Consider the following 13,459-nt stretch of genomic DNA (forward strand, 5'->3'; position numbering starts at 1 on the left):
TTTTTAATTAATAAATTTCGTCGATGGCACTGGTACTACGAGCGCCGGTTTCAGGGCTGCTTAAACTATTACGTAAAGCGCCAAATAATTCTCGACCCATACCGTAGCTTGAATGATGTAAATCAACTTTGCCTGCAACACGTGCAGTTAAGGTCGCTTCATCAACAAGCAGGCTTAACTCACCAGTATCAGCATTAACGCGAATCATATCGCCGTCTTCAACTTTGGCTATCATGCCGCCATCTAATGCTTCAGGGGTTAAGTGAATTGCAGCAGGAACTTTGCCTGATGCACCTGACATACGGCCATCAGTAACAAGCGCTACTTTAAAGCCCTTATCTTGCAAAGTGCCTAGGTATGGGGTTAACTTATGCAGTTCTGGCATGCCGTTAGCTTTAGGGCCTTGGCCTTTTACTACGACAACACAATCTCGGTCTAAACCACCCGCTTGGAAAATTGCATCCAACTTGTTTTGGTCATCAATAACTACCGCAGGCCCTTCAACAATTCTGTTAGCTGCAGGTACTGCAGATACTTTAATCACAGAGCGACCAAGGTTACCTTTAAGCAGTTTAAGTCCACCGTTGCTTTGGAAAGGTGCAGCCATATCCGTTAAGACTTCTTTGTCTAAACTTTCAGTAGGACCATCAACCCAAGTTAATTTACCGTCAAGAATACGAGGCTCTTGGGTGTACTTGCGTAAACCAAAACCTGCAACAGTATTCACGTCTTCATGAATAAGACCTGCATCCAATAACTGATTGACTAAAAATGCCATTCCGCCTGCTGCATGGAAGTGGTTAATATCCGCATGTCCATTTGGATAAACTCGAGCAAGTAATGGCACACAATCAGATAAATCTGAGAAGTCATCCCAATTAATGATGATGCCAGCAGCACGTGCGGCTGCAACAATGTGCATAGTTAAGTTGGTAGAACCACCCGTGGCCAAAATGCCTACAATGCCATTAACAACTGACTTCTCATTCACAATTTCACCAATAGGGCTGTATTGCGTGCCCATTTCGGTTAAACGGCAAACTTGCTTAGCCGCCATTGAAGTCAATTCATCACGAAGTGGGTCATCTGGATTAACGAATGAAGAACCAGGTAATTGTAAGCCCATCATTTCTAGCATTAACTGATTAGAGTTAGCAGTACCGTAGAAAGTACAAGTACCCGCACTATGGTATGAGCTTGATTCAGCTTCTAACAGTGCAGCTCTATCAACTTTACCTTGGGCAAATTGTTGACGAACACGGGCTTTTTCTTTGTTTGGGATACCAGATTTCATTGGACCGGCTGGTACAAACATCATTGGTAAATGACCAAAGCTTAATGCACCAATCAATAAACCTGGGACAATTTTGTCACAAATACCCAGTAATAATGCGCCATCAAACATGTTGTGAGATAAACCCACAGCGGTAGACATCGCAATCACTTCACGGCTTAACAAGCTAAGTTCCATGCCCGGTTGACCTTGGGTCACACCGTCACACATTGCCGGAACACCCGCAGCAACTTGCGCAACACTACCGACTTCTTGGCAAGCTTTCTTCAAGAAGTTTGGGTAATCCTCATAGGGCTGATGTGCTGATAACATGTCGTTAAATGCAGTAACAATACCAATATTAGCTTTAGTCAATTGACGAAGGGAATCTTTATCATCTGGCTTACAAGCGGCAAAACCATGAGCTAAATTACCGCAACTTAAGGCACTACGATGAACACCTTTAGCGCGTGCATCATCTAATGCTTTTAAATATTTTGAACGAGAATCTTGGCTTCGAGCGATAATTCGGTCGGTTACTTCTTGAACTACTGAATGCATGATTGACTCCTCTACGCGCTATAGAACACATCAACGGGCGTTTTACGCTGCGCTAATACGGCTCTAATTGGCATGGTATTCACATCGTCACTTTCTAAAGCTTGGCGATATACAGATAATTTCGATTCACCCACTAAATGCAGATAAATCTGACGACTGTTTAAGATCGCACCTTTAGATAAGGTGATACGAGCATGAGGAGCGGTTGTTGGATTAACAGCTGCACATAACAAATCAGTCGTAAATGCGTTTTCTAATTCTTTACTACACGGGAACCACGAACATGTGTGTCCATCAGTACCCATTCCTAAAACCACTACATCAAACGGCTTTGGGAAATTAGCAAGAGACTCAATGGTCATGTCACAGCCTTTCTCAGGGCTTTCAAACATATTTTTTAGACCACGAAATTTGGCACTTGCTGCACGATTTTGTAATAAATGTTCTCTTACTAAACGCTCGTTAGAATCCGATGCATCAGCATCAACCCAACGTTCATCAGCCAGGGTGATATAAACATCACTCCAATCAATAGCTTTATTGCTTAGTAATTTAAATAATTTAAGCGGTGTTGAGCCACCTGAAACCACAAGGCTAGCTTTACCACGGCTATCAACAGCATCTTGTAACTGGCTGGCCATTTTGTCTGCCAATTTAGCTTCAAGATCTGCAGGCGTATCAAACGCTTTGAATACAGATTCTTTAATCATAACTATTTCCTTACTCGTCCCAAGAACGACCATCTTTAGTGATTAAAGCCACTGAGGAAACGGGTCCCCAAGTACCTGCAGGATAAGGTTTTGGCTTTTCGCCACCCTGCTCCCAAGAGTTAATGATTCCATCAACCCAAGTCCATGCTTGTTCTACTTCATCACGACGTACAAATAATGCCTGATTACCTAGCATGGCTTCTAATAACAAGCGCTCATAAGCATCCGCAATACGTTCATTTTTAAACGTATCAGTAAAGCTTAAATCAAGCTTAGTTGTCTGAATACGCTGCTTTTCTTCCAAACCAGGGACTTTATTCATCATTTGAATTTCTACACCTTCATGAGGCTGTAGACGAATAGTCAATTTATTTGGTGGAAGGTTACGCATTGTTTCGCGATAAAGGTTGTGAGGTGGATTTTTGAAATAAACCACAATTTCACTACTCTTGAATGGCATACGTTTGCCACTACGTAAGTAAAATGGCACGCCAGCCCAACGCCAGTTGTCGATATCAACACGCAGTGCGACAAAAGTTTCAGTGCTTGATTTAACGTTGGCACCTTCTTCTTCTAAATAGCCAGGAACAGGTGAACCTTTAAGGTAACCACCAGTATATTGACCACGTACGGTATTTTCGAACACGTTGTTTGCCGTAATAGGACGCAGTGATTTAAGTACTTTTACTTTTTCATCACGGATACTGTCAGCATCTAAATTAACTGGAGGGTCCATTGCCACAAGTGTCAACACTTGTAATAAATGGTTTTGGATCATGTCTCGCATTTGTCCAGCCGTATCAAAGTAGCCCCAACGACCTTCAATACCGACTTCTTCAGCAACAGTAATTTGTACATGATCAATAGTTCGATTGTCCCATTTTGATGCGAACAATGAATTGGCGAAGCGCAATGCGATAAGGTTTTGAACAGTTTCTTTACCAAGATAATGGTCAATTCGATAAACTTGGTTTTCGTTGAAGAATTCAGAAACTTTATTGTTGATGACTTTTGATGACTCGAGACAGGTGCCGATTGGCTTTTCAAGAACGATGCGAGTATCAGGATGAATAAGCTTTTGCTCGTTTAGACAACGACAGATTTCACCAAAGATTGAAGGAGGCGTTGCGAAGTAACTGACCATCACACGCTTAGTCGGTTCTAATAAACCGTGGAATGCTTTATAACCTTCAGAATCGGTAAAATTGGTACCAATATAATGACAACGTCCAATAAATCTTTCTAACGTTTCTGGACAGATTTCATCTTTTACAAACGTGTTAAGTGCTTTATTGACGAGTTCAACAAACTCTTCTTGGGTAAAGGCGTCTTTCGCAACACCAATGACTTTCGTGTCTTTATCTAACAAGTTCGCTTTATCAAGTTGATAAAGTGAAGGTAACAACTTACGTCTGGCAAGGTCGCCTTTTGTACCAAATAGTACAAAATCACAAGCCTTAGCGCCTAGTGGTGAGTTACTCATTGCTTAACATACTCCTTTATTATGCGCGTTCATTGACGAACCCCTTTTAGTCGTCGATGAATAAAAGCACACTTTTGTTGTAATATAACAACAGAATTCAAATTATGCATCTATAATTTTAAAATATTCGTTTGTCTTGAAACTAGCCTTCTTGGCGTAAAACCTGATAGTATTTTGGTGATTAAATTACTTTACTATCTTAGTATAGTTACAAAACAACTAAGAAAAATGACTATTTAACGGTTCCAGAGGTGTGAAAATTACTCCATTTCCTCTTAAATTGTAATTTATGATATAAAATTACATCATCCATTCTAGCGGACAATTACTTATGAATACCCTTGAAAAGGTGCAAAAAAGCCTTACACAATTTAGTAAGTCAGAGCGTAAAGTGGCGGAAGTTATCTTATCTTCACCACAAACAGCTATTCACTCTAGTATTGCCACTCTCGCAAAAATGGCTGACGTCAGTGAACCTACAGTAAACCGTTTCTGTCGTCGTTTAGATACTAAGGGTTTCCCTGATTTTAAGTTACATTTAGCCCAAAGTCTTGCTAACGGAACACCTTATGTTAGCCGACATGTCGAAGAAGATGATTCCCCTGAATCATATACTACAAAAATCTTCGAATCTTCAATGGCATCGCTTGATACAGCCCGTCAAAGCCTTGATATAGCAGCCGTCAATAAAGCGGTAGATATTTTAACTCAAGCTAAAACAATTTCATTTTTTGGTCTGGGGGCATCATCTTCTGTCGCCCATGATGCACAGAATAAATTTTTCCGTTTCAACGTTCCTGTCATTTGTTTTGATGACGTATTAATGCAACGCATGAGCTGTATTGGCTGTGATGAAGGTGACGTTGTTGTATTAATATCTCACACTGGTCGTACTAAATCTTTGATTGAGATTGCACGTATCGCCAGAGAGAACGGTGCTGCCGTTATTGGCATCACGGCTCGTAACTCACCGCTTTCACTAGAATGTACTCTCCCTGTGACTATGGAAGTCCCTGAAGACACAGATATGTATTTACCTATGGCCTCACGTTTAGCGCAACTAGTGACTATTGATGTGTTGGCTACCGGTTTTACGCTGAGAAGAGGTCCTCGATTCCGTGACAATTTGAAACGCGTTAAAGAAGTTTTGAAGGAATCTCGGGTAAATAAAGATCTTACTATTTAAATATTTCTGTTAAATGACAATATTAAAAGGCTGAACGGTAACGACTGTTTAGCCTTTTTTTTCAATAATCTTCGACTCTGTCACATAAATAAAACATAAAAAACGATCTATTTGTATGTAACTTTACTACAAAATCCTAAAATGTCTGTTAATATAGAGTCATATTTGTACCGAATTCTTTTCTTAAAATTAACGGAGTATCATATGTTCCGCAGAACTAAAATCGTTACGACACTTGGACCTGCAACCGACCGCGATGACAATTTACGTAAAATCATTGCTGCTGGTGCTAATGTTGTACGTCTTAACTTCTCTCACGGCTCACCTGAAGATCATCTCAAACGTGCTACTGACGCTCGTAACATCGCTAAAGAGTTAGGTGTTCATGTAGCTGTACTAGGTGATTTACAAGGCCCTAAAATTCGAGTTTCAACATTCAAAGATAACAAGAAAGTACAGTTAGATTTGGGTGAGACTTTTGTTTTAGATGCTGACCTAGGTAAAGGTGAAGGTACTGAGAAACAAGTAGGCATCGATTATAAAGAATTACCAAATGACGTTGTTATTGGTGACATTCTTATGCTTGATGACGGCCGAGTTCAATTAAGAGTTGATTCTGTTGAAGGTCGTAAAGTCTTCACCACTGTTACAGTAGCAGGTCCTTTATCTAATAATAAAGGTATCAACAAGCAAGGCGGCGGACTTACCGCTCCAGCATTAACTGAAAAAGACAAGGCTGACATTTTAACAGCTGCGCAGATTCAAGTTGATTACCTAGCTGTATCATTCCCACGTACTGGTGCAGATTTAGATTTAGCACGTAAACTAGCTGAAGACGCTGGTAGCTTTGCTTTAATCGTATCTAAAGTTGAGCGTGCAGAAGCTGTCGCTTCTGAAGCTGCAATGGATGATGTTATTAGAGCATCAGACGCAGTCATGGTTGCTCGTGGTGATTTAGGTGTTGAAATTGGTGATGCTGCACTTGTCGCAGTTCAAAAGAAACTAATCAGCCGCTCTCGTCAATTGAACAAAGTTGTTATTACAGCGACTCAAATGATGGAATCGATGATTACTAGCCCAATGCCAACCCGTGCAGAAGTAATGGATGTTGCGAACGCGGTTTTAGATGGTACTGATGCGGTAATGCTATCAGCAGAAACTGCTGCTGGTGATTTCCCTGAAGAAACTGTCTTAGCCATGAGTAATGTGTGTAAAGGTGCAGAAACGCATCCTACAGTGACTGACTCAAAGCATAGAATGGACGAGAAATTTCATACTATTGAAGAAACTATCGCCCTTTCAACTATGTATGCAGCTAACCACCTAACCGGTGTTAAAGCGATAATCAGCTTAACTGAGTCAGGTGAAACGACTAAGTTAATGTCGCGTATTAGCTCTGCATTACCTATTTTCGCGCTTTCGCGTCACCAAAAGACTTTAGCTAAACTTGCTTTATTCCGCGGTGTAATGCCAGTTCAATTTGATTCAACAGCTTACCCTGCTGAAAAATTGGCATCAGAAGCATTAAACGCAGTCGCTAAAGCCGGTTACCTTAAATCAGGTGACATGGTATTAATGACTAAAGGCGATGATATGGAAACAGTTGGCGGCACTAACACTTGTAAAGTGTTAATAGTTGCATAATCGTTTCAGCTAAATTAATTAGCTCCCATAAAAAAACCACCTAATTAGGTGGTTTTTTATTGCCTGTAAATTTCATAAAGAAAATGCCCTGCACCATCAAAGCTGCAGGTTAAATCTAATTATAGGCTTTCGAAATCATTGACATTAATTGCAGCTAAACGTTTATCGTTAGCATCAATCAATTGGTCAAATTCAGCTTGGTTAATCACTTCTTTGTCTAATGCTTGCTTAAACAAATCTAGCATGGGTAACTTAGGCGTTAGCTCCCCAGCTTTTTGAGCCTTCTTCAAACGTGCATATAAACTCTTACAAGCATATTTAGCTAAGAAAGCCTCTTCAACTTCTGCAATACCGCCTTTGTCACCTTCAAACTCTGCACATAAGAAAGTTAGACGATCTCTTGCTGGTGAAGGTTGTAAAAAGCTATCTGCTAAAGTGGTTGCTTGAAGATCTGTTGGCGCTTTAAAGTGGTTACCTAATGGGAAAATAATCACTTTTAGCAATAGACCAACAAGTTGGCTTGGGAAGTTACGAATCGCCTCCTCCATCGCTTTAGCTGCAAGCTGTAACCTTTCGGTCATGACATAATGCACTGCCGGTAAATCATCTTGTTGACGACCGTTGTCTTCAAAAAGTTTTAAGGTTGCCGATGCTAAGTACAATTGGCTAAGCACATCACCCATGCGAGCAGACATCATCTCTTTACGTTTTAAATCGCCGCCCATCACCAACATAGATAAATCAGTCATGATAGCTAAACCTGCAGAGATACGGCTCATGTCGCGGTAATATTGCTGCGTAGTGCCACTAACTGGAGCAGAGTTGGTCTTACTTGCTGTAAGAGCATTAAAGAACGCCATAAAACCGTTACGTACTGCATAACCCATATGTCCCATGAGTAGCGCATCAAAACGATTAATTGCCGCCTTTTGGTCTTCCATTGCTGCTGTTTCCATTTCAGCAAGTACATATGGATGACAGCGAGTAGCCCCTTGACCAAAAATCATCAACGAACGGGTTAAAATATTAGCACCTTCAACGGTAATTGAAATTGGGGTCGACATATAGGCATGACCCAAGTAGTTCTTAGCGCCAAGTTGAATGCCTTTACCTGATTGAATGTCCATTGCATCTTCCAATACATCGCGGCCTAATTCAGTCATGTGATATTTTGCAATCGCTGTAACAACAGAGGGTTTAACTTTTAAATCAATACCCGTTGTTGTTAAACATCTAGCGGCTTCTAGCTGGTAGGTATTAGCAACAATACGCGCTAAGGCTTCTTGCACACCTTCAAACTTACCAATAGGCATACCAAACTGTTGTCTTACATAACTATAAGCTGTAGTCGTTTTCGTTGCCATGTGGCCAGATGCAGTAGCTAGGGCTGGCAGAGAAATACCGCGGCCTGCAGACAAGCATTCGACTAACATTCTCCAACCTTTACCAGCAAACTGAGGTCCGCCAATAATCCAATCTAATGGAATGAACACATCTTTACCGCTGGTCGTCCCGTTCATAAATGCCATCATTAACGGGTTATGACGACGACCAATTTCAACACCTTCATGATCAGTAGGGATTAACGCACAAGTAATGCCTAAATTAACGGTCTCACCGAGCAAGCCATCAGGGTCACGCATTTGAAAAGCAAGACCTAAGACTGTCGCCACTGGCGCTAAAGTGATATAGCGTTTATCCCAAGTTAAACTTAAGCCTAAGGTGTCTTCGCCATTAAACTCACGACGACAAACCACACCGACATCAGGAATAGCACCTGCATCAGAACCCGCTTCAGGTCCTGTAAGTGCAAAACAAGGTAACTCATCACCTTTAGCTAAAGCGGGCAACCAACGTTCTTTTTGTTCTTGAGTACCATAATGAGTCAGTAACTCTCCAGGGCCTAAAGAGTTAGGTACCATAACGGTCACTGCAGCACTGATACTGCGAGTCGCTATTTTACTGACAATGGTTGAATTTGCGTAAGCTGAGAATTCACGGCCACCAAACTTTTTCGGAATGATTAACGCAAAAAAACCTTCTTTCTTAAAATAGGTCCACAATTCTGGCGGTAAATCTTTAAGGTTATGAACAATGTCATGATCATCAATCATGGTCAGTGCGGTTTGCACCTGATTATTAATGAAATCTTGCTCATCTGCTGATAATTGTGGTTTGCCATAATTATGCAACATATTCCAATCGGGGTTACCACGGAATAACTCACCTTCCCACCAAACATCACCAGCTTCCATGGCTTCTTTTTCGGTACTTGATAATGGTGGTAACACTTTCTTAAAAAAAGAAAAAACAGGACGGGTAATAAAACGCATCCTTAAATTACGCACACCAAATAGCACTGCGAGAGCTATTAAAACGAGTATGACGACTGTCATGTTAATCCCTTACTTATTAGTTAAAATCGGTACTGATACACCCGCTGCCATGAAAGGAATGACCTTTCTGATGATTGCTTCAGTATCATTATGCTCACCATAGTCAGCTGCAGCAATTTCATTTAGCGCATCAGCTGAAGCCATAGTGAAAACAACTGTGCCTAAGGTAAAGTGTAGACGCCAAAACATCTCTGCAGGAGGAATATGTGGTGCACTTTCTGAAACTGCTTTGACAAACACTTTCAAATATTCACCGTAATGGGTAGTGATAAACCATCTCAAGTGACCTTGGCTTTCAATATAACCACGCCCTAACAGTTGAAGAAAGATTGCGGTGCCGCCCTGTCTGACTTGATTTAACTCAAGTAAGGGTTTTATTAGCGACGAAAAAATTTCATTCAAGTTAGCAAGCTCTGGATTTTTAAACAGTCTGTCTATTTCAGAGGCTGCTGTAGGCATAAATACATCTAAATACCTAGCAAGTACTGCTCTAATCAGTTCTTTTTTTGAGCCAAAGTGATAGTTAACTGACGCCAGGTTTACTTCAGCTTTGCTGGTAATAAGACGTAGTGATGTTTCTGAAAAACCCCTCTCAGCGAATAGTTTTTCAGCAGCATCAAGTATTCTTGTTTTTGTATCTGTTCTGCTTGCCATTCCATGACCCAAATCAATTAAAACACTCGTTTAAATTAAACATTGAGCGCACAGTTGTCAATCTAAATCCGCCCTATTGTTCTATCTACAGCCAATCCCACTTACTGTTTCAACACTAAGTTATAACTAAAATGCAATATATCGGTGAATTATGTAAACTATCGGCGAAAATAAAAATAAGGAATCTTGCATAATGAACTTGCCTTTTAAACGTCCGTCTAAAATCGCCATTGTTATTTCGATGGCACTTGGGTTAACAGCCTGTCAGCAAGTTGAAGAAGAGATTGTTATTTCTTCAGCTGCTGTTACTAGCTCAGAAAATCAATCAGAACAGAAAATCGATAGTGCTTCTGCCATAGCATTCATTAACAATGCAGAAGCTGAACTTGCTAAAATTTCTGTTGAAGGTGCGCGCACTGAATGGGTTTATAGTAATTTTATCACCGAAGATACTGCAGCACTGTCAGCCGCTATCGGCGAAAAGATGACCTCTATGTCTGTTAGATTTGCCACCGAAGCAGCCAAATATGCCAATGTAGAGTTAGATCCTGTCAATGCACGCAAACTGCATATCCTCAGAAGTAGCCTTGTTTTACCGGCGCCATTAGATCCTGCCAAAAATGCTGAACTTGCGCAAATTAGTTCTGAATTAAATGGCTTATACGGAAAAGGTAAATATTGTTTTGATGATGGTCGCTGTTTAACACAACCTGAACTATCGTCATTAATGGCCGAATCTAAAGACCCTGCCGTACTGTTAGAAGCTTGGGAAGGATGGCGTCAAATAGCAAAACCGATGCGTCCTTTATTCGAACGTGAAGTTGAGTTAGCAAATGAAGGCGCTAAAGACCTTGGGTTTGCTGATTTATCAGAACTTTGGCGTAGTCAATATGATATGGAACCTGAAGCGTTCTCAGCAGAATTAGACCGCCTTTGGGGAGACATAAAACCACTTTATGACTCTCTGCATTGTTATGTACGTGGAGAGTTAAACGAGCAATACGGTGATGAAGTTGCACCAGATAACGGTCCTATTCCAGCACACTTGTTAGGTAATATGTGGGCACAGCAATGGGGCACTATTTATAATACCGTTGCGCCAACTGATGCAGATCCTGGTTATGATGTCACTGAACTGCTCGCTAAAAATAATTACGATGAAGTAAAAATGGTTCAGCAAGCTGAAGGGTTTTTCTCGTCTTTAGGTTTCGAAGAATTACCCGAAACATTTTGGATTCGTTCATTATTCGTCCAACCTAAGGATCGTGATGTTGTTTGTCATGCCTCTGCGTGGGATTTAGATAACGAAGACGATATTCGTATTAAAATGTGTATCCAAAAAACGGCTGAAGACTTTACCGTCATTCATCACGAATTAGGTCACAACTATTACCAACGAGCTTATAAAAATCAGCCTCACCTGTTTAAAGGTTCTGCTAATGACGGTTTCCATGAAGCGATTGGCGATACCATTGCCCTTTCGATTACGCCAAGTTACTTAAAGCAAATTGGTTTATTAGATGAAATACCAGATGAGTCTAAAGACATCGGTCTTTTACTTCGTCAAGCGTTAGACAAGATTGCTTTCATGCCATTTGGTTTAATGATTGATCAATGGCGCTGGAAAGTATTCAACGGCGAAATCGCACCAGAGCAATACAACCAAGCTTGGTGGGAATTACGTGAAAAATATCAAGGTGTGAAAGCCCCTATTGCACGTACAGAAGCTGATTTTGATCCTGGTGCAAAATATCACGTGCCAGGTAATGTGCCTTATACGCGTTACTTCTTAGCCCATGTTCTTCAATTCCAATTCCACAAATCATTATGTGAGATTGCTGGTAATGAGGGACCTGTTCATCGCTGTAGCATTTATGGCAATAAAGAAGCGGGTGATAAGTTAAACCAAATGCTTGAAGCGGGTTTAAGTCAACCTTGGCCTGAAGCTTTGAATATTGTCACTGGTACTAAAGATATGGATGCTAAAGCAATCTTAGATTATTTTGCCCCATTGCAAGTATGGCTTGATGAACAAAACAAGAATGAAAATCGTCAATGCGGTTGGTAGATTAATAGCACTTAATTCTAATTAGGTATATTTATTAAAATAAAGCCCACTTAACCTTACCTATGGTTAAGTGGGCTTTATAATATTTACGGTAATCACAGTTACGGCTATTACATCTCTTATAACCTTTATAGTGATAAGAAGACTATCCGCTTAAATGAACCTTACTGGACTACCTAAAACCGCTGCCTTTTCGGTTCATTTCACTGGACTCAATTCTTTTTTGATCAGATTTTACCAACATGACAAATACAGCGCCAGTTCCACCACGCTCTCGTGTTGCTGAATGATAAGCTTGAACTTCATCTAATTGGCTTAACCAATGGCAAACTGCCGATTTCATTAGTCCTGGATAGGGTTTACTTTTGAAACCTTTACCGTGAATAACCAGTAGATTTCGCTCGCCATTTGAATGGGAACTTAACACCTGTTCAATAAGGTATTCTCGCGCTTGCGATAACCTAAAAGCATGTAAATCAATAAGCCTGGAATACCTGTATTTCCCCAACCTTAAATGCCTAAAAACTTCTGCTTGTACGCCATCAAGTTTATAGCTAACAACTTCTTCAGGCTCGATGGGCATCAATAAAGCGGGATCAATAGGTAATTTTGATAAGTATTCATTTTGTGCTGCAGCTGCTCGCTTTGCTAATTGCGCTTCAGTCACCTGACTTGCTTCATTGTTAAAAACACAATTTGATTGCTTCAATGGAACCACATCGGTCATTTCTGATAGAAATAATGCATTTTCATTTTGATCCATAATTTTGCACCTACACACTTTGTAAAGATTCTCTACTTTGGATATAACCTGTAATAATTTATAGTGTCTGTATTGTAAGTATGCCTACTTACGTTGATTTGAAATCATTTTACCAAGAGCAAAGAATCTGCATGACTCATTTTAAAATATTATTTATTTACTGTATCTCATTAGTCAGCTTTTTTTCAAACGCCGATACATTAACTGACAACCAGCTCATCAATAAAAATTATAAAATATTTGCCAGCGGATTTGAAAGTTTAGATCTCAGTATGATCGAAAATATATATGCTGATAACGCGGTCTATATTTCAGAAGTTCAAGACAAAGGCATTGTTACTGGTAAATCAGATATTTTCGCTTTATACCAAGAATTTTTTAAAAAAATTGCTAAAAAAGATGCACATATAGAAGTCGACTTTAGAGTTGTAAGCCGCAAGCTAACGGCAGACAATTCAACAGATGCGGGTTATTACTTGGTAAAATTTCATCCTAGAAAAGAAACAGGCGATCCTAGCAGTGTGTTTTCAGGTAAATTTGTATTCGTCTCTCGTAAGGGGCCTGATAATCAGTGGAAGTTCACCTTAGATTCAAACACCAGATCCAACTCAACATTTTATTTTGCAGCTAAGCCGGTCCCCAATTTATATTACGGTCGCCAATTTAACCCTGAGATTGAACCTGTTAACATTGAATCATTAGAACAACAGCCATAAAACAG

10 protein-coding genes are annotated in these 13,459 nt (G+C 40.3%); 4 read left to right on the forward strand and 6 right to left on the reverse strand.

The window, feature by feature from the left end:
* Window positions 1-7 precede the first annotated feature (7 nt).
* The 3 genes from edd to zwf are packed head-to-tail and all read right to left on the reverse strand — an operon-like array spanning window position 8 to window position 4,027.
* Window positions 8-1,834, reverse strand: coding sequence for a phosphogluconate dehydratase (gene edd / locus FPK91_RS03535; RefSeq protein WP_144208082.1), 1,827 nt, complete (start codon window positions 1,832-1,834; stop codon window positions 8-10).
* Window positions 1,835-1,845: 11 nt separating this feature from the next.
* Window positions 1,846-2,544: a 6-phosphogluconolactonase gene (gene pgl / locus FPK91_RS03540; RefSeq protein ID WP_144208085.1), complete on the reverse strand. Its 699-nt coding sequence runs from the start codon at window positions 2,542-2,544 to the stop codon at window positions 1,846-1,848.
* 10 nt (window positions 2,545-2,554) lie between these two features.
* Window positions 2,555-4,027 (reverse strand): glucose-6-phosphate dehydrogenase, encoded by a 1,473-nt coding sequence (gene zwf / locus FPK91_RS03545; RefSeq protein WP_144208088.1) that lies wholly within the window; start codon window positions 4,025-4,027, stop codon window positions 2,555-2,557.
* Window positions 4,028-4,358: 331 nt separating this feature from the next.
* Between zwf and FPK91_RS03550 the strand changes: the two genes are divergently transcribed.
* Window positions 4,359-5,213: a MurR/RpiR family transcriptional regulator gene (locus tag FPK91_RS03550; RefSeq protein ID WP_144208091.1), complete on the forward strand. Its 855-nt coding sequence runs from the start codon at window positions 4,359-4,361 to the stop codon at window positions 5,211-5,213.
* A 204-nt stretch (window positions 5,214-5,417) separates the two neighbouring features.
* Window positions 5,418-6,857: a pyruvate kinase gene (gene pyk, locus FPK91_RS03555; protein WP_144208094.1), complete on the forward strand. Its 1,440-nt coding sequence runs from the start codon at window positions 5,418-5,420 to the stop codon at window positions 6,855-6,857.
* A gap of 119 nt (window positions 6,858-6,976) precedes the next feature.
* Here the strand turns inward: pyk and FPK91_RS03560 are convergent, their stop codons facing one another.
* The gene (locus FPK91_RS03560; RefSeq protein WP_144208097.1) at window positions 6,977-9,253 is read right to left on the reverse strand and encodes an acyl-CoA dehydrogenase; all 2,277 of its coding nucleotides are present in this window, start codon (window positions 9,251-9,253) and stop codon (window positions 6,977-6,979) included.
* 9 nt (window positions 9,254-9,262) lie between these two features.
* A complete protein-coding gene (locus FPK91_RS03565) occupies window positions 9,263-9,907 on the reverse strand; it encodes a TetR/AcrR family transcriptional regulator (RefSeq protein ID WP_144208099.1) in 645 nt (214 codons plus the stop codon).
* Between the two features lie 193 nt (window positions 9,908-10,100).
* Here FPK91_RS03565 and FPK91_RS03570 point away from each other — a divergent pair, with 193 nt between their 5' ends.
* The gene (locus FPK91_RS03570; RefSeq protein ID WP_144208102.1) at window positions 10,101-11,975 is read left to right on the forward strand and encodes a M2 family metallopeptidase; all 1,875 of its coding nucleotides are present in this window, start codon (window positions 10,101-10,103) and stop codon (window positions 11,973-11,975) included.
* Window positions 11,976-12,147: 172 nt separating this feature from the next.
* Here the strand turns inward: FPK91_RS03570 and smrA are convergent, their stop codons facing one another.
* On the reverse strand, window positions 12,148-12,738 hold the full coding sequence (smrA, locus tag FPK91_RS03575) for a DNA endonuclease SmrA (RefSeq protein ID WP_144208105.1): 591 nt from the start codon (window positions 12,736-12,738) through the stop codon (window positions 12,148-12,150).
* 131 nt (window positions 12,739-12,869) lie between these two features.
* Between smrA and FPK91_RS03580 the strand changes: the two genes are divergently transcribed.
* Complete coding sequence (locus FPK91_RS03580) at window positions 12,870-13,454, forward strand: YybH family protein (protein WP_193559180.1); 585 nt, start codon at window positions 12,870-12,872, stop codon at window positions 13,452-13,454.
* The last annotated feature ends 5 nt before the right edge of the window (window positions 13,455-13,459 follow it).

It is taken from the genome of Shewanella donghaensis (genome assembly GCF_007567505.1).
In the GTDB taxonomy this organism is placed as follows: Bacteria; Pseudomonadota; Gammaproteobacteria; order Enterobacterales; family Shewanellaceae; genus Shewanella; species Shewanella donghaensis.

Excerpts from the sequence above, each read along its gene's own strand:
- FPK91_RS03565 (WP_144208099.1), bottom strand. The coding sequence starts at position 9,907 with ATGGCAAGCAGAACAGATACAAAAACAAGAATACTTGATGCTGCTGAA.
- pgl (WP_144208085.1), bottom strand. The coding sequence starts at position 2,544 with ATGATTAAAGAATCTGTATTCAAAGCGTTTGATACGCCTGCAGATCTT.
- zwf (WP_144208088.1), bottom strand. The coding sequence starts at position 4,027 with ATGAGTAACTCACCACTAGGCGCTAAGGCTTGTGATTTTGTACTATTT.
- pyk (WP_144208094.1), top strand. The coding sequence starts at position 5,418 with ATGTTCCGCAGAACTAAAATCGTTACGACACTTGGACCTGCAACCGAC.
- edd (WP_144208082.1), bottom strand. The coding sequence starts at position 1,834 with ATGCATTCAGTAGTTCAAGAAGTAACCGACCGAATTATCGCTCGAAGC.
- FPK91_RS03580 (WP_193559180.1), top strand. The coding sequence starts at position 12,870 with ATGACTCATTTTAAAATATTATTTATTTACTGTATCTCATTAGTCAGC.
- FPK91_RS03550 (WP_144208091.1), top strand. The coding sequence starts at position 4,359 with ATGAATACCCTTGAAAAGGTGCAAAAAAGCCTTACACAATTTAGTAAG.
- FPK91_RS03560 (WP_144208097.1), bottom strand. The coding sequence starts at position 9,253 with ATGACAGTCGTCATACTCGTTTTAATAGCTCTCGCAGTGCTATTTGGT.
- smrA (WP_144208105.1), bottom strand. The coding sequence starts at position 12,738 with ATGGATCAAAATGAAAATGCATTATTTCTATCAGAAATGACCGATGTG.
- FPK91_RS03570 (WP_144208102.1), top strand. The coding sequence starts at position 10,101 with ATGAACTTGCCTTTTAAACGTCCGTCTAAAATCGCCATTGTTATTTCG.